The sequence below is a fragment of the Anaerostipes sp. PC18 genome (genome assembly GCF_039789045.1).
Lineage (GTDB): Bacteria > Bacillota > Clostridia > Lachnospirales > Lachnospiraceae > Anaerostipes > Anaerostipes hominis.
Genome location: NZ_CP121164.1, coordinates 1,177,959 through 1,203,621, shown reverse-complemented (window position 1 = coordinate 1,203,621; position 25,663 = coordinate 1,177,959). Strand labels below are relative to the sequence as shown.

The following is a 25,663-nucleotide window of genomic DNA, read 5'->3' as shown; positions in this document are numbered from 1 at the left end:
AGAAATGAAAAGAAGACCAGAAAATTCTGGTCTTACTATTCTATAATGATTTAAGGAATTGTGTCAAGAAGGCTTCTGTCCTTTTTAAATCCAGCCGAAATGCTCACATGCCTTTTTGATTCCGTCATTCACATTGGTGTCTGTCACGTAGTCTGCCTTATCTTTCAGGTCCTGGCAGCCGTTCCCCATGGCGATGGAAAACCACTCAGGGCTGAACATATCCAGATCGTTATAATCATCTCCAAATACAACCACATCTTCAAGAGGCCCATTTAAGTGCTCCATCATTTTTATGATCCCCTCTCTTTTATTGTCCGGCTGGAACATCAGGTACTCCGGTTCAAACCGCAGATGTCCGATGAGATCTTTTGTCGTCAGACGGTCTTCCTCTTCTTTCGGAATTGCTACATATATTTTATAGAAATCTTCGACCTTATGTATATCCAGGGTGTCATCAATAATATAGCGGGTCGGCTCTTTTCTCTTGCCCACCTGTCTTAAAAACAAATCGTCGGTCATATAGACATCTTTTGTATCGTCTACGGCAATACACCATCCATATCCGAGTTTCTCTGTCTCCTCAATGATTTTAATGCATCCTTCTCTGTCCAGAGGAATATTCTCCACGAACTGATTGTCAATGACAAACCCGTTTCCTCCATTGCAGACCATATTCTTAAAACCGTTGGCCTTTATAAACAGATCCGCTTTATAGTGGGCTCTTCCTGTTGCGATCGCCACAAAATGTCCGTTTTCCTCCAGCTTTTCAAGTGCCTCCAGCGCACTTGGAACTACCTGGTTGGTAGAGCGGTCCGTCAGTGTTCCGTCGATGTCAAAAAAGCAGTATTTCTTTTTCATAAGTACCCTCCATCTTGATATATTTCTCTTTCAAGTATGCCCCAGCACTCATGGCTTGTCAACGATTTTAGGCGACTTCATGAAACCCGACATCATACATCCTCCGGCGGCTCCTGTCTTTAAAACATCCTTTATATTATATGGAGTGATTCCTCCGATGGCATAGACAGGGATAGACACGGATCGTACAGTTTCTCTTAAAAACTCAAGCCCCCTTGGCGGAACGCCCTTTTTGCAGTCCGTCTGAAAAATATGTCCGGCAATCACAAACTCTGCACCCATCCGTTCTGCCTCCACTGCCTCTTCCGGGGCATGAATAGAGGTACTTACACGAAGGTGCTTTTCAATCTTCCCTGCATTTTCCCGAAATACAGGGTACGGCAGATGGATCTTGTCTGCTCCCAGCCTGCGGGCCGCACTAAAATAACTGTGGAAAGTCAGGGAAGCCCCAGCTTTCCTGCATATTTCCATACACCGGGCTGCCAGTACCCCGTACTCTTCTTCTGGAAGATCTTTTTCCCGCAGAATGATCGTCTTTAACCCTTGTCCCGCAAGGGTCTGCACCGTCTTTAAAAAATCACCGCCGCACAGTTTCCGGTCCGTGACAGCGATCCACTCCTGGTTCATGTCAACCTCCGTTTCTAGACTCTCACGTAGTCAGTATAGATTCCCTGCATGCCTCTGCGGTCAAGCATGTTTACGACTTCATCCACACTTCTCGGATCTGAGATCACAAACTGGGCGTCTCCCTTTTCCTCTTCTTCATGGCCTCCGACCCCTGTGCTGACTCCCGCGGAAATTTTCGTCGCTGCCATGCCGACCACATGATCGCGGAATCCGGCCCGTTCCCTCGTGGAAATCGTAATTCCCGCAAACGGCATGAAAATGCGGTGTGCCAGCATCACCTGCAGAAGCTGCTTTTCATGGACGTCTTTTGCATCGTTGGTTTCATTGTTCTTATATGGTCTGAGCCGAGGCACAGAAAAAGAAACTTCCGCCTGGGGATATTTCTTCTGAAGAAGGGACGCATGAATTCCGGAAGCAAATGCGTCTTTTCTGAAATCATCAAGCCCCAACAGGGCTCCGCATCCCACTCCCCTCATACCGCCTTTTAACGCTCTTTCCTGGGCATTCAGACGATAGGAAAATACTTTTTTCGGACCGCTTAAGTGAACCTCATCATAGGTCTTTGTATTATATGTCTCCTGGTAGACACTGACAAAATCCGCACCTTTTTGGTGGATATATTCGTATTCATCCACATCCATTGGATAGACTTCAATGCCGATGGTGGAAAAATATTTCTTTGCCAGCTCTACTGCCTTCCCGATATATTCTACGCTTGACGCTTTTTTAGATTCACCTGTGAGAATCAGAATTTCCTTCAGTCCTGTCCCTGCGATAGCTTTGTATTCCTGTTCAATCTCTTCCATGGTGAGCTTTGCCCGGTGGATCTTATTGGTACAGTTAAAGCCGCAGTACACACAGTGATTGACACAGTAATTGGCAATATAAAGCGGTGTAAACAGACAGACCGTATTCCCGAAATGCTTCATTGTTTCCTTTTTTGCTCTTTTGGCCATTGGCTCCAGAAAATCCATGGCAGCCGGTGAGAGCAGAGCCTTGTAGTCCTCAGCACTCACCGTTTCTTTTGAAAGAGCTGTGATGACATCGTCTTTTGTGTAAACATTGTAGTCATATTCATCATATTCCTTTAACACTTCATCTAATATCTCCATCGCCCTAGTCCTCCAAAAATCCTGTCAGCGGAGATGAGGCATCTCCTCCATGGTCCAGGACCCGTCCCAGTCCGGCAAGGTATGCCTTTCTTCCTGCGTCAACTGCCATTTTAAAAGCCTTTGCCATGGATACCACATCTCCTGCCGTAGCTACAGCCGTATTTGCCAGTACGGCATCGGCTCCCATCTCCATTGCTGCACAGGCCTCGGACGGCTTCCCGATTCCGGCATCCACAATGACCGGAAGATCGGTATCATCAATCAGCATTTGGATAAAATCTTTCGTAAGGAGTCCTTTGTTGCTTCCGATGGGCGCTGCCAGAGGCATGACCGCGGCGGCGCCTGCACTTTCCAGGTCCCTTGCCGTATTCAAATCGGGGCTCACATAGGGAAGAACAGTGAAACCCTCTCTTGAAAGAATCTCCGTGGCTTTGATTGTCTCTGCGTTGTCGGGCATCAGATACTTTGTATCCCGTATCACTTCGATCTTGATAAAATCACCGCATCCCACTTCTCTTGCAAGCCTTGCAATGCGCACAGCCTCCTGGGCATTTCTTGCCCCGGAGGTGTTTGGAAGCAGTGTCACCGTATCCGGTATGTACTCTAAAATATTGCTGGAACCTGCCTCCTTTACCCGCCTGAGCGCCATAGTAACAATCTGGGCTTCGGCCGCATTTACAGCCTCCGCCGTCTTTTCCAGGCTGAACTTTCCGGTTCCAAGCAGAAACCTTGATGTAAATTCCTTTGTTCCGATTTTTAATGTATCACTCATCTTTATACCTCTTCTTCTCCTAAAATCAGCCGTATCGCCATGTTCGCCTCGTGTCCCGCACAGATTGATACTCTGGCCGCAGTCAGTGATTCCTCTGTTGATATCCCATGTGTCCCGTCTCCGCACACATAAAGCCGTTTCATTTTCTTTGCCGTTTTTATCAGGTTTGAACTGTAAGATCCGGCCATCCCGCTGCCGGAAATAACGGTATTGTCAGGCAGCTGAGACAATACGCCGTTGACCAGCTCGGCTTTCGCCTTTGGCGAGTCAAATGCCTCGCAGATAATCGGATATGGCCGAAACAGCTCTGCCGCATTTTCCTGCGTCACCCTTCCGTCAAAAAATCCCAGTTCAATCCACGGGTTGACCTGGCGGATCAGTTCACTCATGGCTTCTGTTTTTTTCATGCCAATCTGGGAAATGGTGTATGCCTGCCGGTTTAGGTTGGATGGATCTACCCGGTCAAAATCTGCCAGAAACAGCTTCCTGATCCCCGTTCTTGCAAGCATCAGGGCTATATTAGAGCCAAGACCCCCAAGACCCGCAACGGCCACGGTTCCTTCCCTGAGCCTTTCCCTCACTTTCGGCGTCTGGCGTCTGTCCAGTTCCTGTTCAAATCGTTCTCTCGTCAGCATCTCATCCACCGCCTACGAAGCTGACGATCTCCAGTGTATCCGCCTCTGTCAGCATGATAGTTTCATACTCAGCCTTTGGGACGATCTTTCCGTTTCTCTCCACCGCAATGTGCTCAAGCCTGTAACCCTCTTTCAGAAGAAATTCCTTCAGAGTGATCCTGCCCTCGAGGAATCTTTTGTTTCCATTGACACGCATCATAACTCTCCTTTCGTTTCCCGGAGCCACAAACGAAAAAAAGATGAAGCGTAAGCTCCATCTCTGTGTTCTATCGATTGAAAACTCCCTACGCTAGTGCTAACTAACAGGTTCCATGAATCTTCGGGTTATACCCTCTTCTCAGCCGATAACATCGGTTCTCCAGTTTTACTTGTTTATGAAATTATATGGCAGACAGCATTCCTCTGCCTTACCAAAAAATATTATAATCCTGTTATCTGAAAAATTCAAGTATATTTTTTGTCGTTTGCGCCGGCTTTTCTATCATTTGCGTTTTTTCAGCACAGCCACGGTTCCGTATGGTACAAGTAATACATCAGAACATTTGCTTTTATTTCAACCTATTACTGCAGAACTATAAGTTTCCAGCCAGGGAAGCAGCTCCATATCCATCCCGATCCCCCCGGAAGGAATACTGGGGCGAATGAATATGAAGATCACACAGCCCCGGAAAAATAAGCTTTCCGCTGTAATCCTCAACTCTGATCCCTGAAAATCGTTCAGGAAGTTCTCTCCATTTTCCCTTCACCTTCCCGTCTCCACAGACCAGATAAGAATCCTCGTGGCTCCGGAACTTCCCTGGTTCAGGCGTATAAATAATGTCTCCTTTTAAAGCAAAGCTATCCATTATCATATCCTCCTGAATCTATCTTCAGATCTTTAAGTGTGACTATAGTATCATAAAAATTGTTCAAACATACAAAAATCTGAAAATCTCCATTTCTACAGATAGGATACGCAAATAATACAATATATTATTATTTAATTTTCACTTTCAAAGTTTTCCTTACGCAACCTGACTTTATATAAACCGTGATAGTCCCTTTTCTACTTTTTGTCGTAAGCTTTCCGCCTTTTGAAATAGAAGCATATTTTTTGCTCTTTGATGAAAGAGACCATTTGACGGACTTGGAGGTTCCATAGGCTTTTGCTCTAAACCGGTAACTTTTTCTACGTTTCACTGTCTTTCTATAGGAGGTGATTTTCAGGTAAGGTTTTTTAATCGTCACCTTCACTGTTTTGCTGTAATTTTTTAATTTTGCTGTTACTGTGATCTTTCCTGCTTTTTTTGCAGACAGTTTTCCAGACGCAGAAACGGATGCCAAAGACCGGCGGCTGACGCTCCATGCTACTTTTCCTGATACACCCACTGCCTGAGCCTTTAGTTGAACACTCTTTCCTGTATATACACTGGATGGACAGGAAGTAATTTTAATATATGGTCTTTTAATGACTATCATTTTCTTCGTTGAATACACTCCAACTTTTGCAGTAATATAAACTTTTCCTGCCTTTTTAGCTGTCAGTTTACCAGAAGAAGAAATGGATGCACAGGACGCATTATCTACCTTCCATACAATATTTCCCGAAACTCCTGTTGCCTTTGCTGAGATGTTGGCACTCTGTCCCTCATACATCGATGACGGAGCAGAAGTGATGCTGACATACGGTGTTTTCACTGTGATTTTTGTTTTCAGATATACGGTTCGGCCATAATAGGTTGCTTTTGTTGTAAGTTCTGCAGTCCCTGACCGTTTTGCTGTAACCTTCCCATCATCGTCAACTGATGCCACAGAAGGATCAGAAGATTCATAGTAGGCAGCTGCATAATCATCCTCGCCTAAATCTGCGGCAAGCTGAATGCTCTGTCCGCTGTACAGTTCCATCTTTTCCCGAACAGAAGGTTTCCTTACTTCCAGCGGCGTCACTTTAATGTTTTGATAGGAAGCCTGAATATTTTTATCAGACTCTCCGGTTCCACTGAAAGCATAAAGCCCCACATAATCCCCTTCTGCATAATTCTTTTTAATATTCCGGTCTGTTACATTCAGCTTCAGAGAATCATTAATATAAAACTTGAATTTATTCCCTCTTACCTCCAGCTTCAGATGGTATGTTGCCCCAGGGGTCAGTGTATACTTAACACGGCTACCGATATCTCCGGTTCCGCCTCCGAAGGTAAAGATCCTTGTGCTTCCGTTACCTTTATGCTCAGGATCGTCAATGTTAACCACATATCCTTTGTCGGAATCCGGACTTTGTCCACGGAAGAAAAGACCAATCGCATTTCCCTCCTGATAGGTGACATCTGCTTCATAAATATAATCAGAGCCTGTTTTCGTGGAAGAAATCAGAAATCCATTATCTTTATGGTTTGAATTATAGCCATTGGCGTCAAGCGTCCACTGTCCTCCTACCTGATGCCATCCGGACAGGTTGCTGTTTAATTTTTCATCCTCACCGTCTACCTGAATTTCCATCGTTCTGGCAATCCCATTGGAAGTTTTCGCCTTAACGATGACCGTTCCCTGCTTTTCTCCTTTCAGGGTAATACTGCCGGCATCCTGTTTTACGATGGAAACCTTTTTCCCGCTGTTCCCTGCAATGGACCAGGAAACTTTCTGCTCCGCTTTCTGAGGAGTGACCGTCGAATTTAAAGTTGTTGTTTCTCCCAGTTTTACGGAAGAACTTGCTGTTTCCGTATTTAAATATACATTTGCCGGATCTGTACTTCCAGACATTTTATCTGACCAGATACTTTTTAACGGATAAATGGTAATATCAGCTTCTGTCTGTCCGCCCTCTGAAAAAACTTCTGCCCCGGTACTTTTTGCATCTGGGAAAACAGCAAGGCTTCCCACAGTCTCTCCCTCATTTCCATAAACCTCTACAATAGAATCATCTACAAAAATATGAAGTTTAATTTTTCCGTCAGCACTCTTTGATATCTTTGACTTTATATCTCCTTTTATCTGCCCTTGTGGAAGAACTCCGGCTTTATCTCCGTTGATGATCAACGTCTCATCTTGGACATTATATTTTACAACGGTCTCCTGCTTTCCATTTTTACCGGTCCGCAGTTTAAATCCGACTTCTCTGGTTCCGGTCTTCGGTGTAAATTCTGCAATTATTTCATATTCCCCGCCCTGGAATCCTGAGAGAAGATTTTCACTGGAATCTGTTTTTTCCGGGATTACAGCATTCTTAAGTTCCGTTTTTGCCTGTTGCATCCGAAGGGATTCATACTCTTTTACAGGCTTCTGCACTAAACGTACTTTCCCGTCGATTTGTTTCAGCGTTAACTCATTCTGCAGATTAAAAAAGCCATTAAATCCGTACTGCCCGGTTACTTCGCTTACGTTGTTGCAGTATCCGTTTTCCCAGGTACTTGCCCAGTTGATCATAACTGTCCTGCTGTCCGGCATATTGCTGTAAGTCTGTGCCGCATAGGATTGAGGTCCAAAATTCATTTTATAAGTATCATCATTTTTGTAACTGCTAGGATCACTGATATTGTCATTTGTATTGCTATAACCAGAATCCGGCACAAAGGTCCAGTGTTCATTTTGCTGCTTTAAATCACCGATTCTGTAATATCTGCCTCCCTCACTCAGCACCCATTTTGTCTGATCGGTATTGTCTACCTTAAGCGGATACAGATCCGGGCACTCTGTATAAATCCTCGCGCTGTCAGCCGGCTGATCCGCGATTCCTTCATTTGTTTTCTTTCCATAGGTACTTTCCAGTTTCCAGCTTTTTAAGTTTTTTGAAGAATAGATACGCAGCGGTCCTCCTGCCACAACCATCATCCACTGACCGGATTCTTCATGCCAGAATACTTTAGGATCCCGGAAGGCTTTATCCAAAAGCCGATCATCCTCCCACCTAAGTACCGGATTCCCCTGATATTTTGTCCAGGTTCTGCCCTTGTCTTTGCTGTATGCCAGACACTGTTCCTGCCCCTTATCTCCATTGTCCTGCGTATAAATGGCTACCAGGCCCTCTTTTCCCTGTCCAAAAAATCCTGTGGTGTTATCTTTGTCTACAACACAGCATCCGGAAAACATAGCTCCTCCGTCTGATTCCGGATATAAGGCTATAGGAAGTTCCTCCCAGTGAACCAGATCCTTTGATACAGCATGGCCCCAGTGCATTGGCCCCCAGATCATATCGTCAGGATAGTACTGGTAAAACAAATGGTATTCGCCTTTATAATAAACCATGCCATTTGGATCATTGCACCATGCTCTCTGAGGTGAAAAATGATATTGAGAACGGTACGGCACACTGTAGACATCATCCGGGTCAGAATTTCTCAAAACATTGACTGCCGTAGTCTCTGTTTTTCCATTAGCGCCCTTGACAACGATATTAAACACATTGGAACCTGTTTTCACATTGACTGTCACAGCCTGTCCGGAACCTGCTGCCTTTCCGTCCACAGTAACTGCTGCGTTTCCGTCAATTTTAGGAATTATAGTAAGACTGTCTGTCTTGTGGCCTACCACCACACTGTAACTACTGAATTCCCGGGAAAATGGCTTGTCCAGACTTCCTCCTTTAATTTCCAGTCCGCTAAGGTACGCATCGCTTTTCACTACTTCTGTTACCGCTGTTTGATCATTTTTGTCTGCTGCTTTAAATGTCCAGTCAGACGCTTTCTGACTGCTTTCCCTTCGTATTCCTTCTGACGCATAAACCTGCGGGGGTGGGGCTGCTGTCTGTAATATCATGCCGAAAGATAGCAAACTGGATATTGCCGCTGCCAGGACTCTGGATTTTTTATGATTCATAACCTGTCTCCTTTCTCAATACTTTATTCGGGTTTAAAACAAAAAGGACAGCCGTTTATCATTCTGCGCTGTCCTTTCCTGCAAGAGATTCACTATTACACTTGTCTGATGATTTTATCAACATTGCTCTTTCCGTTTTTGAAGGCAAATCCTATGACGCCGCTTAAAACAACACTGAGAACAATAAAAATAACGCTGACCACACCGACTGCTGTAAACAATGGTCCTTCCTGGATTTTCAGTGCCCAGTAGGCAACTGCAACTCCAATTGAAGAGAAAATCAACAAATTCCGTATCCAGTTCTTTAAGTTTTTTAACATCCTTGTCTGGTATTCAATTTCTTTTATTTTCTGCTGTTTTGTCTGTGGTGTCATAATAGACTCTCCTTCTAATATTTCAATCCAGGATTAAAGAATCCAACCACTACTCCTGCAAATGCTACGACAACTAAAATCAGCATTGTCACAACCGGAGACACTCTCTTTTTGGACATGAGCCACCAGCAGAAAATAATAAATGCTGCTGTCAGGACATTGGGATATACGGAATCAAGCTGATTCTGAAGATTCAAAAATTCTTTTCCGGCATCATTTACCAGATGGAACGATGTTTTTACACTTACCCAGGTAGCTGCTACGGCTCCAACAACCATAGTTCCAAGCATTACAATTGATTCGCGGATCGCGGTCGCCTGCTCACCTACCAGGATATCGACGGCTTTTCCACCCAGTTCATATCCCTTAAAGTAAAGAAATCTCATGCCAAAGGTAATTAACAGATTCCATACAACGATATAGAAGATTGGTCCCACGACAGATCCGCCGCTGGATAATCCAAGGGCAATTCCAAGAAGGATCGGAATTAAAGTACCTACGACCAGAGAATCTCCGATCCCTGCCAAAGGTCCCATCAAACCTGCACGGATACCATTGATGGTTTCTGCATCCACATCCTGGTTTCCATTGGCTTTTGCCTCTTCCAAACCTGCCGTAACTCCGACGATAACAGATCCTACCTGCGGTTCTGTATTAAAGAATGCCGTGTATGTTTCCATAGCCTCTTTCTGTTCTTCTTTTGTATCATATAATTCTTCCACCAGCGGAAGCATTGCACATAAATAACCAAACGTCTGCATGTGCTCCTGCGAAAAGCAGGTTAAGTGTCCATAATACCAGTTACGAAATGATTTTTTTAATGCTTTTTTAGAAAGCTTTTTTTCCGCTGCCATATTATATCTCCTCCTCATCGTCATCGATGGAACCGCCGGCGGCTGCCGCCTTTTTTGCACGGATCCCAACCATTTTTATGTTGTAGTAAATAATTGCAAACATTCCCGCCACTACGGTTACTGATACAAGGTTTAATCCCATTCCTGCTGCCAGAGTAAATCCAAAGAAAAACGGAACAAAATCAACTGCTTTATCTACGACCTGTTTTAACAAAATGGCAATTCCGACACAAGGCAGCATACTTCCTACTGTAAACAAGGTTTTCATTGCAATTCCGTCCATCGGAAGTGCTGTTTTAATTGATTCAACTACCGGTACTCCGAGCTTACACATGATCACTGCCGGGATAAAACTGCAGATAATATGTGAAATCCATGGAAGCACCATATCTACTATGTATAACTTTTTAAATTCTCCTTTTTCTACAGCTTTCCATCCCATATGCTGCCACACCAGGTTAATGGTCGCTGTTCCGTAAAATAATACAGTTCCAAGAGTTCCTACCATAGCTCCGAATGATGTTGCCATGGCGATCCCTTTTGCTGATGCAGGGTCCAGCCCATAAGAATTCAGTGCGAGCATTGCCAGAGGCACTCCTATGTAAGATACGGCACGGACATCTGCGGATACTGTTCCCCCCGGTGTGACCAGTGCGATATAAACAACCTGCATTGCGGCACCGACCAGAACTCCTGCCTGAACATCTCCCAATACAATTCCGCATACAAGACCTGCTACTAACGGACGCCCCAGAGTATAGTTACCGATGGAAGTACCTCCCATACCAGGCATACTTGATAAGCAGGCAAAAATACCTAAAATGACTGCTTGTATCCAATTAATCGTCATGTTTTTTCTCCTCTCTGATTTTACTCAAATCCAAACTGACCTCTAAATTTTTTCCAGGTTCCTATGGATGCTTCTTTGATCAGGGCAAATTCAATCTCATACCCTTTTTGATAAATTGCTTCCAGCGCTTCTGCTTCTTCCTGTGTAATGGACTGGTTATTTCCCAGCTTCGTGGCACCTTCCCGGTCATTACACGGACCGATGATCACTTTTTTCACATCACTAGGTACAAATCCGTCATCCACAAGAATACTTTTCATCTGAATCGGATCTTTTGTAATGAGGAAATACTGATCTTTGCTGTCTAAAACTTTCTGGCATTTCTTTTTCCAGTCCTCATATGTCCAAATGAAAGTTTTCTTTCCCGCCGCACTTTTATAAGCTGCTTTTAATGCGGGTGTATTTGCCGCTTTGTCATTGACCGCTATCAATCCGTCACACGGATATTCCAGTGCCCATCTTGTAACCGTCTGTCCGTGGATCATCCGGTCATCTACCCTCACAAATGATACTGACATAATAAAACTCCTCCTTAGATATCGTCTTCCTCTTCACTCTCTTCAATTTCAAATTCTTTAATTGCATTTTTGGCTTCTGACAACAGATTTTCTTTCAGCATGTCTGTTTCCATATCGTCTTTCATCATTACCGCAGTCAATGCCATACCAAGGTTCATTCCTCCGAAGACGATGGTATTCTTTAAAAGCCCTGCCTCGGATAATTCATTTACCGCATTGGTGAGAGGTGATCCTCCGATCAGGTCGCCAAGCAGGATCACTTCATCATCCTCTCCGAACGGCTGAATCATCAACCTGAATTTTTGAGCGAACTCATCTGCATCCATGCCGTCAATGAGACCGATGCTTAAGACATCCTCCCGCTCCCCTCCGGCCAGCATAGAAAGAACACTTTGAAGTCCTGGTGCAAATGTTCCATGACTGACTAATACTACGTATTTCATCCTCTGCTCCTTTCTTCTTTTTGTATCTCTTATTAACAAGCACATTTTACCAATTGGGTAAAAAAAGGACATCTGTAAATTGTCATGAATAACAATCTACAAATGTCACAAATCCGTATGACAATTGTCACACGTGCCGATTTTTCTGTTTTTACTGCAGAAATTTCTGTTCTACTTCTTTTTTCAGCGTCAACAAACTATCATCCAAATCCTCTGTCGAGCTAAGAATCCGTTCCAGCTCATTGCTGATATATTTCTCTGCAGTAAAATAATTTCTGAATTTTGGTTTCTGCACAGCCTGATTCATCACTTCATTCAAAAGTTCCCGCTTTACTACAGTATCATCGTCCGTAGCTTTTTTCAAAATTTTCTGGCTTTCTTTAGAATTGGTTACTTTCTTTAAGGCAGACACTCCCTGAGAGTTTTTAAAAATTTCCATCTGTGTTTTCTGATCATAGGTGAACATTTTTAATAGTTCCCAGGAAAGCTGTTCATGCCTTGTTCCCGACCCAATTCCCATCATCAGGCTGTCCACATTGGATACATTGTTTCCCTGAGGTCCCGCCGGCAGTTTGATGCAATCCCAGTCAAAATTAAAATATTTATTGATTCTCCATGGATACGGCTTATAAGTTCGGTATTCTGCAAAACTCATTGGCCGGAATGCTACTTTTCCGGTATCAAAGTCATTGGAGGATGCCTTTTGGTAACCTGATAAATCTCCAATCTTTTTGGCAAAAAAAATCGCCTCTTTTACGTGCTCCTCTGTAAGATAACTTTCTGTTCCTGCCTCATTAAATAATTTACATCCATTGGTATCCATAAAATTCTTCCAACTGTAAGCATAAACTCCAAACTGGTCAATCTTGCCGTCTCCATCTGTGTCTTTCGTCAGTCTTTTGCAAATATTATAAAATTCATCCCAGGTCCAGTTATTATCAGGAATCCGGATCCCCTCTTTATTTAACAGCGTTTTATTGACGAACATGAGCGTTGGGACACTTTCATACGGCAGGGCATACTGGGATTCCTCATACCTTCCTGCGGCATACGGACTTTGATAATAATCACTCTGATGGAAAGTCTGGTCGGCTTTCATATGACTGTCCAGTTTTTCCAGAACTCCTGTGGAAGAAAAAGTTGCAACGTCTTCCGGAAGCACCATAAACACGTCTGGAGTATTTCCCTCCAACACTCTTTCAGAAATCCATTCTGAATAATCTTCTTTTAAAATTCCACTGACATATTGAACTCTTACCCCCGGATGTTCTTTTTCAAAACGTTTGATCGTATCATCGATGATCTGATAGCAGTCATCATTGGGCACATCCCACTGGCTGCCTGCAAACATTCCAAAGGTAAGAACTACATCATCTTCCCCCTGGTAAGAAAAAATGCAGATTGAAGAAATGCTCAGGATCAGTCCTGCCAGAACAATTCTCTTCCACCACTTTACTGTTCTATTCATTATCTTCTCTTTGGAATTTCCTTCCGATCCCATTTTGTACCTCCCAGATTGCAAGCTGTGTGCGGTCTCTCAAATCCAGTTTATTTAAAATACTGCTCAGGTAATTCCGTATAGTTCCCTCCGAGAGATTTAATTTCCCTGAAATTTCTTTATTGGACATTCCGCATCCAACCAGATGGGTAACTTTCCTTTCCGTCTCGTTAAGATCCTCTACATTTTTGGCATCGATCATCATATCAAAATTGCTCTGTGCCATTTTTGAAAACAATTCCACAACCTTAGTTGCCACATCCGGATTGATCATGGAGCCTCCCTGAACCACTGTTTTTATCGCCTTCTCCAGATCATCCATGGAGATCCCTTTCAGCAGATATCCGCTGGCACCGTGTTTCAGTGCACTGAATACGAACTCATCATCATCAAACGTGGTCAGAATAATAATTTTGATCTGGGGATAATTTTCCTTAATTATTTCTGTGCACTGTACCCCATCCATTTCCGGCATCCGCACGTCCATCAGAATAACATCCGGTTTTTCTTTCCGAATGCAGCGGATCACTTCTCTGCCGTCTTTTGCTGTTCCCGTCACCTCAATCCCTTCTTTTGTACTTAACACAATCTCCAAACTCTGTCTGATCAGCTCCTGATCATCTGCAATCAACACTTTAATCATAATTCTCACCCCACCTGATCGGTATTTCTGCCGTAATTGTAAAACCATCGCTGCCATCGTAGGCAACAGTACCATGAAGCAAGCCGATCCGCTCTTCAATATGGATCAGTCCAAACCCGGTTTCAATCTTTTCACACCCTTTTCCATTATCCTGGATTAAAAGAGTCAGCCATTTTTCTTTTTTTGTTATGTAAATACTGATCTTTGTTGCTGCTCCGTGTCTGACCGCATTTGTAATTCCCTCCTGTACAACTCTGTAAATAATATCTTCTTCATCACTGTTAAACTTTAATTTCTCTACGGAGGAAATCAGTGAAATATTTACGTCGGACACTGCCATCGTATCCTGAATCATCTTAAACAGTGCATCCTCCAGGGTCAGATGCTCCAGGGCATCCGGCCTTAACTTATTTACAGAACGCCGGATATCTTTAATTCCCTGTCTGGCAACTTCAGAAATCACAGAAAGCTGTTTTTTTGTCTGTTCCACAGAATGATCGATCATAGCAATGCAGGCATCAATACCTGCGGAAAGCCCAGTCATCGTATGCCCCAGAGTATCGTGGATTTCCCTTGCCACACGGTTTCTTTCTTTTGCTTCCCCCATTTTTTCCTGCATCACCGCATAATCCTTCAGCTGTGCATTCATATCTTTTAATTTCTCATTCGCAGTCTGAAGCTGCAGGTTCAGCAGTTCGATTCTTGCATTTTCCTTCATTTGATTCTGCATCAAAATGATCATATACATAACAAACGCAATAATATTTACAGCCGCAAGTACATTCTTTATCCCCATCAGAAATGTGGATATGCCCGAAGGATAAATATCCAGATATTCCTGCAGGGATATCATCGGTATCTGCCCTGATACCAGATTGTAATCTGCAAAAATATAAATAACACTCATAACCACAAGAAAAGTCAGGCGGTTATATTTCTCCTTGATTGAAGTTACGATATCTGCGATCACCAGCAAAATAATTCCATTATAGCTGATATACACATACTGTATGATCGTCAGGCAAAGAAAGATCTCCAGCAGATAAACCAGCACACTTAGCCAATGTTTTGTATAGATTTTTTTTCTTGCCTCAATGATCACCAGCAAAGAAAAAAACGCTATGAATACAATAATCGTTGACTGAACAGGCTCCCTTGGAATATGCGGGATATTCTCCAGAAAATTTCTCGCCATACTCTGATCCTTAATATTTACCGTTGTCTTAAGCACAATGGCAGACAAAAACACCAGAATTATGAAATTCACAGAGCTCATAAATACTTTTAGATAATATAAGTTTTTATTTTTTCTATCCATGACGCTTCCCTACTGCCAGTTATTCACATCGAATCTGTTAATATTTTTATAAGTAATCATTTGGACCGGAATGATAATTTTTTTTGATACTTTTTTCCTGTCCAAAAGCCGATATGCTGAACAGATTGCCTCTTTCCCTATTTGTTTTGGAGACTGTGCAGATGTAGCTGTCATCATATTTTCCTTGATCAGTCCTTTCCCGTCCGGAGAGCCGTCAATTCCATAGACCAATACCTGCTCCCGGATCCCCTTCTGATCCAGAGCCGCCAAAGCCCCGATGGCAGTCGGATCATTCAGCGCCATAACAACATCAAACATCTTTCCATTTTTTATCACCTGATTCACTTTGGGAAGAGTTCTCTCCGTCTGCCCCTCTGTATCTGCCCGCGCCACAACCTGATATTCCTGCCTCCCATGTATGGTGTCCAAAAATCCCCGGATGCGGTCCTGAGCCGATTTTGCTTTCTTATGTTCCAAAAGAAGAATTCTCGCACTTTTTCTGCGTTTCATCAGATCTTTGGCACATAAAACACCTGCATTATAATTATCTGAAACAACGGTACAGGAAACCAGATCCTCATCATAGACAGGTGTATCCACAACGATAACCGGAATCTCTGCCTTCTTTGCAGCCCTTAAAGCCCCTCTGATCCCTTTCCAGTCCACCGGGTTGATGAAGATGGCGTCCACCTTCTGCTGAATCAGATAGTAGATCTGTTCCGTCTGCTTTTTCTGATCCAGTGCAGGATCCAGAGTCATCAGACGGTCGCCTTTCTTTTCCACTGCAGAACGTATCTCGTTATTCAGCACCGGATAAAAGTTATTGTTCATTGTCATGTAGGTAGCTCCAAACGTTCTTGTTTTATTTTTTCCATAAGTTTTTTCATAGGAATAAAAAACTTTAGCATAGAGCAGAACAATAATTCCGATCAATATAAGTATACTGGCGACATCCAGTCTTTTTCTTGTATCCCGGACTGATTTTTTCTGTTTTTCCTGGTGCATATTTCTCTCCTTACTGCTTTGTCACTGTCCTGTCATCATTCCCGTAGACGATTAATATATCTTAGAAAATTATATCATATAACAGAACGAAAAAACAGTTTTCCCCATTCATTGTATATTTTAAAAATATTCGTCCAGAACTTTCTTCAGCCCCTCCTGGTCATTGGTATCTGCTACGATATCCGCCGAATTTCTGACCTCCTCTGACGCATTTCCCATGGCAGCTCCCAGTCCTGCATAGAGAAGCATATCTATATCGTTGTATCCGTCACCAAAAGCTATAATTTCCTGTCTGGAAATGCCGAAATACTCGTCCAGAAGAGAAACTGCACTGGATTTTGATGCCTGTATAGACATAATCTCTAAATATGTATCTTTAGACCGATATGCCCTGAGTTTAGGAAATTGTTCCTTCAGCATTGTTTCCAGGCAAAGGATCTTTTCCGGCTCTCCCATACAGAGGATTTTATGAACATTCTGAAATACTGCCAGGTCGGTAAAATCTCCTGTTTCCGGATACACTCCCGTTATAACGCTCTCCTGTCTGACCCACGGATCACACTGGTCGGGCACAATCCACCGGTCACCGCTGTAAAGGTTAAAGGAAATATGCATATTTTCTTTTTGAATACTCCTGTAAACCATTTCCGCCATATGAGACTCAATGTTCCTGCCAAACATTGTCTCTCCTTTTTCATCCACAACCAGTGCTCCGCTGTAGCAAACTATCGGCCTCCGGATGCCAAGTTCATCCCGGATTCCAATCATTCCCTTCGGCATTCTGGCTGAAACTAAGATAAAAGGAATTCCTTCCCTATCAATCTCCTGGATTTTTTGTTTTGTAGCCGGCGAAATGGTGTGTTTTGAATCTAGTAAAGTTCCGTCAATGTCACTGAATACTGCTTTATATTTTCCCATATGCTTTCCTTTCTCTGCTATTTTCCTGCTTTGATGATTCTTGTTTCATTCTCCAAAAGCCTTTGTCTCCAAAAAGAATCCGGATCTCTATCCGTAATTAAAATGTCAATCTTTTTTAGAGGTAATGCCTGATATCTGCTCTTTTTCTGAAATTTTGTGCTGTCTGCCAGAACAATGACTCTCTCTGCTCTGGATGCCGCGATCCGTTTTACATCTGCATCTTCTTTTTCCTCGAAATAAATACCGTCTTCAGAAATGGCTGCGGCTCCCAAAAACGCTGCATCAAAACGGATTTTCATCAGCTGTTCTCTGGCCTCTCCTCCATAGGAAAAACGGTTTTTGCGGTTAATGTTTCCTCCCACCGCACAGACTTCGATATTTTCCTTTTCCACAAGTATGCTTAGATTATCCATAGAATTTGTATAAATGACAGAAGGTTTTATAAGGTTTGCACACAGAAAACAGACAGTGGTGGAGACGTCAAAAAAGCACACCTGTCCTTGCTTTATAAGCTCCGCTGCCGCTTTTCCGATCCTTTTTTTTGAGGCTACATTCAGCTGCTGCCTTCCTTTATATTCCTCAATGATATTATTGATTTGCGGCAGCGCAATTCCTCCATGCGTCCTGATCACCGCGCCCTTTTCTGACAATTTTACAATATCTCTCCTTGCAGTATCCCTGGAAATTCGAAATGCCTCCATGATTTCCTGGCTGGAAAGTACTTCTTTTTCTTCTAGAAGCTTCATGATTTTTGAAAGCCGTTCTTGCTGGTACATTTGGTCCTCCTTTCCTGTACTCAAGCAATTATAAGCGTTTTTTTAAGTATTTTCAAGTATTTCTATTAAATTTTAAAAATACCGTCTGTATTTTATCCCCATATCAGATCAAATACAGACGGTATTATATTTTTTCTTAATCTTCTGCTTCCTGTGCTTTTTGTTTTTTCCTCTTGGTCATCAGGCCGCCGATCCTTCCGGTCTCGCTGGCAGAAAGAGCTTTCCAGCCCTCCTCCTTTACTTTGTCAGCCAGTCCAAGTTCCACAGCGATCTCGTACTTTAACCGCTCATCTTCTGTCATCTCTTCAAATGACTTTTCTATAAAATCTTTTTCTTTGGACATCATGTACTCCTTTCTCTTTTCCCCCGGCTTTTGCCGGTCATATATAGGATAACCAAAGAAAGGCCTAGTCATTCATCTGTTCTATGACAATATGTCCTGTCTCGTTCTCACTTACTTTAATCTTATCCTTCACTTTTGAGATGTTTGATGTGCCTGCCAGCAGTGTTGCGGCCAGGGCAAATGTTAAACTCTTTTTCATCAATTCTTCTACTGAAAGCGTTGCTTTCTCTGACATGTCATCACTCCTTTGCTTCATGTCTGATTCGTTCTTTGCTTTCCATGTTTTTATGATAGCAGAGAATTGTGATTTCCCTATGCCCAGTTTCTTAAATTTATCTGATAGGATGTTAAATAATTATAAACTGATGGCTTTCCCAAGAGGAACCGAGTAAATGTAACATTCTTTTACCTTTTTTTTCTCCATCTGTTCCAGCGCTTTTTTGTAGTACTGAAGCTGCGGCCTGTACCTTTCTGCAAGGACCTCCTCTTCCCCGGGACTTATGCGGTCTGTCTTATAATCCACCAGGACAAGTTCCCCTTCTTCTTCAAAATACAGGTCGATGATCCCCTGGACGACCACATAATCCCGGCTTTTAGCTTCCGGTTCCATCTCACTGAACTTTACTCCCATGACAAACTGAGCTTCCTTGTACTGTTCTTTTCGTCCTGCAGCTTTCTTGATCCGCAGTCCCAGATCTGAGTTAAGAAAAGCCAGGATATCTTCCCGCGGAATCAGCTTTTCCATCCCTTTCTCAATCTTTCCTTGACTGCTCCACCGACTGATTTGTTCTTCCAAAAGCTCCGGTGTATAGTCCAGAGAAAAATCCATAAGTTCCAGTACTTTGTGGACTGCGGTGCCTCTGGAGGCAGGAGAAGCTTCTTTCTTCTCCCCCAAAAACTTTGGATACAGCGGCTCTTTTTGCGGTTCCGGCTTGTATGACTCCTCAGGTTCTGCCGCCTGAGACATTCTTTTGATCTCTGAGACAGAATATTTAAGCCTGCCGTCCCTTTCTTTGTCATACGGATACCGGTATGCAAAGGCCTCTCTCATGTCCTGTGCCTCTTTTGACCCTGCCATGGATTCCAGCTCATCCGTTAATAACCCCCTGTCTCTGTAAGATGTAAAAACTTCCTCTGCGCTTGAGAGCGCTACATCCTCCTCCGAGAGAAAACGGATCTCAAACGGACTTTCCTCCATATTTCCGGCAGCCATGAGAAGCCACTCCAGATAAGACCTGGCGCTCAGCAGATCCACATAGGAGACCGTCCCTTTGCTGCCAGGCTGATGGCGGTTTCCCTGTACTCCCGTCATGATAAGTTTTTCTTTCGCCCTTGTGAGTGCCACATATAAAACGCGCAGTTCTTCCCCAAGCGAATCCTTCACCAGCTGTCTTGAGACCATACCCTTCATGATAGTCCGCTCCTTTGTTCTCTGCCTGATATTCACAAGGTCCGGTCCTATAAAATAATCCGGATGAAACAAAAGGCTCCCGCTCGTATCTCTTAAATTAAATTTTTTATGAGTTTTGGCAAGAAAAACGATCGGATATTCCAGTCCCTTGCTCTTATGGATACTTGTAATCGTAACCAGATTTTCATTTCCGCCCAGTGTATTTGCCTCACCGAAATCCATTTGATATTCTCTGCACTGTTCCATATACCGGATAAAATGGAATACCCCTTTATAGCGGCTGGCCTCATAGGTTTTCGCCTGCTCTGCCAGCATCAGAAGATTTCCCTGGCGTTTCGCACCCTGAGGCATAGCCCCGACATAATGATAATATCCCGTAAGGTCAAATGCCAGCCAGAGCAGTTCGTGAAGGGACAGAAAGGTTTTCGCTTCCCTGAGCCTTTTCAGCACCGACAGTGCAGTGTCCACTTTCTCATCTTTTCCTTCTGTCTCACTAAGGCAGTCATACATATACTTTTTCTTTCCGCCAAGTTTCAGTTTCGCCAGGTCCTCCCCCGTCATGCCGATCATGGGAGACCGGAGAAAAGCAGCCATCTCGATGTCTGCATACAGATTATCCACCACAGTCAGAAGGCTTAGGACAGTGCGAACTTCCACCGTGTCAAAATATCCGCTCTGGCTGCTTGATATGGCCGGGATGCCGGCATCCATTAACACCTCCTGGATCTTCTCGGCATTTCCTTTCACAGACCTCAGGAGAATGACAATATCTCTGTATTCTGCCTTCCGGTAAACTTCATTGCCTTCCTCATCATAATCCAGCACCATCTGAGGTTCAGGCCCGTCCACCATCTTTCGTATCCGGTCTGCGATCATTCTGGCCTCCAGCACGTCTTTGTCCTCCTCAGAGGCATCGTTCCAATCTCTGCTGACTAACAGAAGTTCCGCATTTCCGCCTGCACCGTTTGTCTCCTTATAGGGGAAACTTGGTACCAGAGCCACATCCTTTGTATATTCGATATTCCCAAGGGATGCGTGCATGATCTGATAAAAAATATCGTTGACTGTAAAAAGCACTTCCCTGCGGCTGCGGAAATTATTTCTCAGTTCAATGAGCTTTGAATTTTTCCCGTCCTTTTTAAATCCGTGATATTTCTCTATGAACAGCTCCGGCCTCGCAAGACGAAAACTGTAAATGCTCTGTTTGACATCCCCCACCATAAAAATATTGTGTTCTCCCAGGCTCTGTCCGGACACACTCCTTAAAATCGCATCCTGGAGAAAGTTGCTGTCCTGATACTCATCGATATAGATCTCATGGAAATATTCTGCCTTTTCTTTGGCGATCCCGCTGACGATTGGAGTCCCGTCCTCCGAAAAGCCCTCGGTTAAAAGTTCCAGCGCCAGATGTTCCAGATCGCTGAAATCTAAAAGGTTGTCCAGCTTTTTGCGCTCCATGAAGCGGTGATAAAACTTCTCTGTCAGGCCGATGAATCCTTCCATAGGCTGCCGCACTCTGCGGATCTGCCGGAGGATCTCGCTTTCCGGCTTGTAAAAATAGCTGCTTCTGATGGAGTCGATCAGGTCATATGCCTTTTTTCTCAAATCCTTGCAGTACTCCTGAAGGTCTTTGTCAATGATATCGTCCTTTTTCTTTCTTCCGTTCAGACGCGGCTTTGTGAAGGTCAAAAACAGTTCTCCGAAGTCCTTATATGTCTCTGCGCTGCGGATCTTTTCCATGGCTTCCAGATCTGCCTTGAGGGTCGGCAGGTAAAAATACGGTCCCCGCGTCTCAGACGCCGCCTCTTTTGCCTTCCTCATCATAGAACAGGCGGATTCCGCCACCGCCTTCGCATCTTTCAGGATCTCCTTCATCCAGACTGCCCGGTGAAGTTCTTTCTTCGTGCGAATCTGAAATCCCTGTCTTGCATGTGAAAGCCAGCCCAGAGGATCAATATGACTCCTGGAACTCTCATAGAGCCCGAGGACGTAGTCTCTGATGCGCTCATCGTTTTTTCCCGGGATGTAGCTTTCAATGAATTCCACGAAAGCATCACTCTGTTCGGTGTATGCCTCCTCCAGAACATCGTCCAGCACTTCCAGCTTCATAAGGTCCATCTGCCCCTGGTCTCCGATTGCAAAATTCGGATCCAGATCGAGTTTGTAGTAGTAATTTCTGATAAGATTAAGACAAAAGCTGTGGATCGTCGTGATCTGTGCCTTGTGGATCAGGGAGAGCTGCCGGATGAGATGTTCATTTGCCGGGTCCTCCTCCACTTTCTTTTCTATGGCTCTGCGGATCCTCTCCTTCATTTCATTGGCCGCCGCGTGAGTGTAGGTCACCACCAACAGCCGGTCCACATCCACCGGTTCCTCTTTTGACGATATCTTTTCGATGATCCGTTCCACAAGCACAGCCGTCTTTCCGGAGCCTGCCGCGGCAGACACCAAAAGGCTGCAGCCTCTCTCCTCTATGACCTGCTGCTGTTCTTTAGTCCAAGGCATCGTCTGCCCCCTTTCCCTCTGCTAATAGCTCCTTTGCCTCAGTAAGGCCGATCTTCTCAAGTTTCCTGAATTTCGTCAGCTTTGGCTCATACGCACATATGCTTTTGAATGCACAGTAATCGCACGGCATTGACTGATATTCATACGGACGGATGGAAATGTCCCCGTCCATCATAGCCTCTCCGAGCTGCTTCATTTTTTCTTCCACCTTCTGGCCCAGATTTTTAAATTCATTTGTAGAGAGCAGAGCGGACCCTTTTTTGTACCCTGTTTTCGTCCTTGTGACCGGAAGGGTTACAATCCCGTACTCATCCTCCTGCTCCAGATGCTCCACAAGTCCGAAGTCTTCATTGACAACTCCCCTGAGCTGAAGATTTTTGAGAACTTCCATCTCAGGCTCCCCGTCTGTTTTCGGTGCTATGACCGGATCGTCCACGTGAAAATAAAACATGCCTGCCGGGATCATCCGCTTTTCCGGATGCTTTTTCCCTTCCAGTTCTAAAATGGCATTCATATAAACGACCAGCTGTACCTGCAGACCATTTAAAATTTTCGTAAAATCAAACTGCATATTGCCGGATTTATAATCAATGATCTTTAAATAAAGATTTTCCTCATCCTCATAGCAGTCCACCCGGTCGATCACCCCGGTAAACTTCATCTTCGTCCCATCCTTCAGGGAAAGATTTGCACAGGAGAGGCCGTCTTCCGCTGAAAATCCCAGTTCATATTCATACGGGGTGAATTCTCCCCTTTTTAGCTGCTGTTCCACGGCCCAGACAGCCCGTTTTGCCATCCTCCTGATCCGCTCCTTTGTATATTGATTCCGGCTGCTGCTCTCAAAAATCTCCTTCTTATCCGGATCTTCATCCAAAGCACGCTCTACCATGGAATCCACAAATTGGTCCCGTTCCCGGTCATCTTCCCAGTCCCAGCTTCCTTCCTGCCCGACAAACTGCAGGGTCCGGTGAAATACCTGTCCCATATCCATAGGCAGGATCTCATGTACCAGCCGTTCCCTGAGCCGCAGTCCGTACTGAAGAAAATGGGCAAAGGCACAGCCTGAAAACTTTTCTACACGGGTCACGCTGTTTTCCAGTTCCTTACCGTAGAGAAGCGTTGTCAGATGTCTGTCCAGGTTCTTTTCCTCATTGTTGTAGAAATATGCATCCAGATACAAGGAAGCCAGCTTCAGTTCATTTAAGACTTCATATAATGCGGCCATCTCCTGATCCGGCTTTTCCTCACCGAGTTCCTGAAGTTTTTCAACAAACCGTTCTTTTGCCTCGCTGACCGAATAAACGGCTGTCTCTTCCAAATCGCGGTCTCTTTTCAGCCCTGGAAACAGCTTTTCGATCCTTCCGATCAGATAAGAAGGGGCTTTGCTCTCCCCGGAGGAATTCATAGAAGCATAAGTCAGATACAGCTTTTCATTCGGCTTTGCCATGGCCAGATACAAATAGTACTGCTCCATATATGCCTGGTTTGCCGCCCCGGGGGCAAGGGAAATCCCGGCTTTTAAAAGTTCTTCTCTCTGAGAATCCGTCACGAGGCCTCCGCCCTTCGACGGTTTCGGCACTACTCCCTCATTGATGCCGGCAAAGAACAGGACTTTAACGCCTTCCACCCTCGTCCGCTCGATATCTCCGACGATCACCTGATCCAGTCCCGGCGGAATCACACCCACCGTCATCTCTGAGAGCCCGGTCTCCAAGACCGCACAAAATTCATCAAAAGAAAGCGCTTCCTCTCCGAGAATCTCCGCCATCTGGTCCATGATGTTTAAAACTTCTCCGTAGATCTGATCGTAGGTTTTGGCCATAGCCAGGGCTCCGGCCGCTTCAAATTCCTCTTTTTTTCTCTCCATCTGTCCCTGGATATCCAGAGTGAGAAAGAACCCGTGAAGGTGCGTAAGTCTCTCCAAAACAGTGATTCCGCGCTTCTTGATCCCTTCCTTGAACGGACCGATCTCTCTCATAAATGTTTCTCTGGATTGGTTGATCTGTTTCATCTCTTCCTTCGTAAACGCCCGGCTTTTAAAAGGCCTGTTCCACCGGGCATATCCCCGGATGCCGGAAGCGATCACAAAATTCTCAAGGAGATCAGTCTCCTCCGGCTCAAGGGCAGAAAACCCTGATTTTAAATACCGGAATACCATATCATAAGAAAAATCCATCTGGATCATTTTCAGCGCAGAAAGAATGGTCTCCACGCATGGATTATTCCTGAGCGCTCTGTTCCCGTCAATAAAATAGGGGATGCCGGAATCCTCAAAGCATTTTTCAAGTTCCGGCTGATAAGTCTCTATGTCTCCGGTCAGCACGACCAGATCTTTGTACCGGTATCCTTCCTTCCTGACCAGATGTTCGATACGGCCCAGTATGTACCGGCTCTCCTCCTTTGGATTCTTAAGACAGCAGACTTTGATGTCCTTTGTCTCACCCCTGTACACATGAAAAGGATACCGAAACAGGTTCTGCTCCAGATGGCGCAGTTCCTCCGATCCCGCAGTATTCGGGTGCAGGATCACATCCGGCAGTATAGGGACTCCCTGCCTTACCGCCATCTCTTTTAATTGGGAAATTTCTTTTTTGGGCATGGCAAACAGCTCATAATCCCTGTATGGCCCTCCGGCACGTTTCTCGTCAATGGTAAACGCCGCCACGATTTTTTTGGCATACGGCAACAGTTTCTTGAGTACCTTATTTTGTATGGGTGTAAATCCGGTAAACCCGTCAATATAGATCGTGGCACCTTTTAGCTTTTCGGATTCCGTGATCTTTTGAGCCAGTACGTCCAACAGCTGTTCCGATACCAGATAACGGTCCTTCATGTACTCTTCAAACTTTTCCAGGACCAGGACGATATCTTTCATCTTCAATGTCAGGCTGTCCCTGTTCTCAAAAGACTCCACAGCCTCCTTAAGCTTTTCCAGGGATACATCATACTGATAGGTTTCCGCAAAGAAAGACTTCATCTCATCGATAAAGCCCTGCTTTTCCATACCGGAGCCGAACACGAGAAGCTCCTTTCGGCACTCCCCCATGACCTTTCTTATGACCATGGATTTTCCCTCGTCATTGAGCAGTTCTTTGGGAATATAGGAAAGCTCCTCAAACACTCTGTAAGAGAGACGGTAGAATCCAACCACGTCGATGTTCATAGTCCCGTGGTTCGGATGCCTGGTGATCAGCTCCCGCTGGGCATTCAGCGTCGACTGGTCCGGGACGAGAAAAAAGAAATTTTCATCCCGGTTCTCCATAGACTCTTTTATCATCTGTTCATATATATAATCCGTTTTTCCTGTGCGGCCTGCGCCCAGGACACACTGTAATGCCATCGGCTTCCTCCTGTCATGTCATTTTCTTTTTCGGCTTCTATTATACATGAAAACCACCGGCCGCTCTACATG

General features: G+C 44.4%; 23 protein-coding genes and 1 riboswitch. All 23 genes read right to left on the bottom strand.

The window, feature by feature from the left end:
* Positions 1-84: 84 nt before the first annotated feature.
* The gene (locus tag P8F77_RS06570) at positions 85-858 is read right to left on the bottom strand and encodes an HAD hydrolase family protein (RefSeq protein WP_024728023.1); all 774 of its coding nucleotides are present in this window, start codon (positions 856-858) and stop codon (positions 85-87) included.
* A 48-nt stretch (positions 859-906) separates the two neighbouring features.
* The gene (locus tag P8F77_RS06565; RefSeq protein WP_287519463.1) at positions 907-1,485 is read right to left on the bottom strand and encodes a thiamine phosphate synthase; all 579 of its coding nucleotides are present in this window, start codon (positions 1,483-1,485) and stop codon (positions 907-909) included.
* Between the two features lie 14 nt (positions 1,486-1,499).
* Positions 1,500-2,597 carry a 2-iminoacetate synthase ThiH gene (gene thiH, locus P8F77_RS06560; RefSeq protein ID WP_024728025.1) on the bottom strand — a complete coding sequence of 366 codons (1,098 nt, stop codon included), beginning with the start codon at positions 2,595-2,597 and terminating at the stop codon, positions 1,500-1,502.
* A 4-nt stretch (positions 2,598-2,601) separates the two neighbouring features.
* Positions 2,602-3,369, bottom strand: a complete 768-nt coding sequence (locus tag P8F77_RS06555) for a thiazole synthase (RefSeq protein WP_034549625.1) — start codon at positions 3,367-3,369, stop codon at positions 2,602-2,604.
* A gap of 2 nt (positions 3,370-3,371) precedes the next feature.
* Positions 3,372-4,004 carry a sulfur carrier protein ThiS adenylyltransferase ThiF gene (gene thiF / locus P8F77_RS06550; RefSeq protein ID WP_207727481.1) on the bottom strand — a complete coding sequence of 211 codons (633 nt, stop codon included), beginning with the start codon at positions 4,002-4,004 and terminating at the stop codon, positions 3,372-3,374.
* Between the two features lies 1 nt (position 4,005).
* Positions 4,006-4,203 (bottom strand): sulfur carrier protein ThiS, encoded by a 198-nt coding sequence (thiS, locus tag P8F77_RS06545; protein ID WP_024728028.1) that lies wholly within the window; start codon positions 4,201-4,203, stop codon positions 4,006-4,008.
* A 65-nt stretch (positions 4,204-4,268) separates the two neighbouring features.
* Positions 4,269-4,375, bottom strand: a riboswitch (TPP riboswitch).
* Between the two features lie 201 nt (positions 4,376-4,576).
* On the bottom strand, positions 4,577-4,849 hold the full coding sequence (locus tag P8F77_RS06540) for a hypothetical protein (protein ID WP_270432100.1): 273 nt from the start codon (positions 4,847-4,849) through the stop codon (positions 4,577-4,579).
* Between the two features lie 130 nt (positions 4,850-4,979).
* Complete coding sequence (locus tag P8F77_RS06535) at positions 4,980-8,795, bottom strand: GH32 C-terminal domain-containing protein (protein ID WP_287519468.1); 3,816 nt, start codon at positions 8,793-8,795, stop codon at positions 4,980-4,982.
* Positions 8,796-8,890: 95 nt separating this feature from the next.
* Positions 8,891-9,169, bottom strand: coding sequence for a hypothetical protein (locus tag P8F77_RS06530; RefSeq protein ID WP_024728031.1), 279 nt, complete (start codon positions 9,167-9,169; stop codon positions 8,891-8,893).
* A 14-nt stretch (positions 9,170-9,183) separates the two neighbouring features.
* Complete coding sequence (locus P8F77_RS06525) at positions 9,184-10,023, bottom strand: PTS system mannose/fructose/sorbose family transporter subunit IID (RefSeq protein ID WP_287519470.1); 840 nt, start codon at positions 10,021-10,023, stop codon at positions 9,184-9,186.
* Between the two features lies 1 nt (position 10,024).
* On the bottom strand, positions 10,025-10,873 hold the full coding sequence (locus P8F77_RS06520) for a PTS sugar transporter subunit IIC (protein WP_024728033.1): 849 nt from the start codon (positions 10,871-10,873) through the stop codon (positions 10,025-10,027).
* Positions 10,874-10,893: 20 nt separating this feature from the next.
* Positions 10,894-11,391 (bottom strand): PTS sugar transporter subunit IIB, encoded by a 498-nt coding sequence (locus P8F77_RS06515; protein ID WP_024728034.1) that lies wholly within the window; start codon positions 11,389-11,391, stop codon positions 10,894-10,896.
* A gap of 14 nt (positions 11,392-11,405) precedes the next feature.
* On the bottom strand, positions 11,406-11,834 hold the full coding sequence (locus P8F77_RS06510) for a PTS fructose transporter subunit IIA (RefSeq protein ID WP_024728035.1): 429 nt from the start codon (positions 11,832-11,834) through the stop codon (positions 11,406-11,408).
* 151 nt (positions 11,835-11,985) lie between these two features.
* On the bottom strand, positions 11,986-13,302 hold the full coding sequence (locus tag P8F77_RS06505) for an extracellular solute-binding protein (protein ID WP_148459838.1): 1,317 nt from the start codon (positions 13,300-13,302) through the stop codon (positions 11,986-11,988).
* The gene (locus P8F77_RS06500; protein WP_287519474.1) at positions 13,295-13,975 is read right to left on the bottom strand and encodes a response regulator transcription factor; all 681 of its coding nucleotides are present in this window, start codon (positions 13,973-13,975) and stop codon (positions 13,295-13,297) included. The genes P8F77_RS06505 and P8F77_RS06500 overlap by 8 nt, the downstream gene beginning before the upstream one ends.
* A complete protein-coding gene (locus P8F77_RS06495) occupies positions 13,968-15,293 on the bottom strand; it encodes a sensor histidine kinase (RefSeq protein ID WP_287519476.1) in 1,326 nt (441 codons plus the stop codon). The genes P8F77_RS06500 and P8F77_RS06495 overlap by 8 nt, the downstream gene beginning before the upstream one ends.
* A gap of 9 nt (positions 15,294-15,302) precedes the next feature.
* Complete coding sequence (locus tag P8F77_RS06490) at positions 15,303-16,298, bottom strand: sugar ABC transporter substrate-binding protein (protein ID WP_287519478.1); 996 nt, start codon at positions 16,296-16,298, stop codon at positions 15,303-15,305.
* A gap of 120 nt (positions 16,299-16,418) precedes the next feature.
* Entirely contained in the window at positions 16,419-17,216 is a 798-nt protein-coding gene (locus P8F77_RS06485; RefSeq protein WP_024728040.1) for a Cof-type HAD-IIB family hydrolase, read from the bottom strand.
* 17 nt (positions 17,217-17,233) lie between these two features.
* Positions 17,234-17,992 (bottom strand): DeoR/GlpR family DNA-binding transcription regulator, encoded by a 759-nt coding sequence (locus tag P8F77_RS06480; protein WP_024728041.1) that lies wholly within the window; start codon positions 17,990-17,992, stop codon positions 17,234-17,236.
* Positions 17,993-18,128: 136 nt separating this feature from the next.
* The gene (locus P8F77_RS06475; RefSeq protein WP_024728042.1) at positions 18,129-18,335 is read right to left on the bottom strand and encodes a small, acid-soluble spore protein, alpha/beta type; all 207 of its coding nucleotides are present in this window, start codon (positions 18,333-18,335) and stop codon (positions 18,129-18,131) included.
* A gap of 64 nt (positions 18,336-18,399) precedes the next feature.
* A complete protein-coding gene (locus P8F77_RS06470; protein WP_009288762.1) occupies positions 18,400-18,570 on the bottom strand; it encodes a hypothetical protein in 171 nt (56 codons plus the stop codon).
* A gap of 120 nt (positions 18,571-18,690) precedes the next feature.
* Positions 18,691-22,251 carry a helicase-exonuclease AddAB subunit AddA gene (gene addA / locus P8F77_RS06465; RefSeq protein WP_287519483.1) on the bottom strand — a complete coding sequence of 1,187 codons (3,561 nt, stop codon included), beginning with the start codon at positions 22,249-22,251 and terminating at the stop codon, positions 18,691-18,693.
* Positions 22,238-25,591, bottom strand: a complete 3,354-nt coding sequence (locus P8F77_RS06460; protein WP_287519485.1) for a PD-(D/E)XK nuclease family protein — start codon at positions 25,589-25,591, stop codon at positions 22,238-22,240. Before P8F77_RS06460 ends, addA begins: the two co-directional genes overlap by 14 nt.
* Positions 25,592-25,663 lie beyond the last annotated feature (72 nt).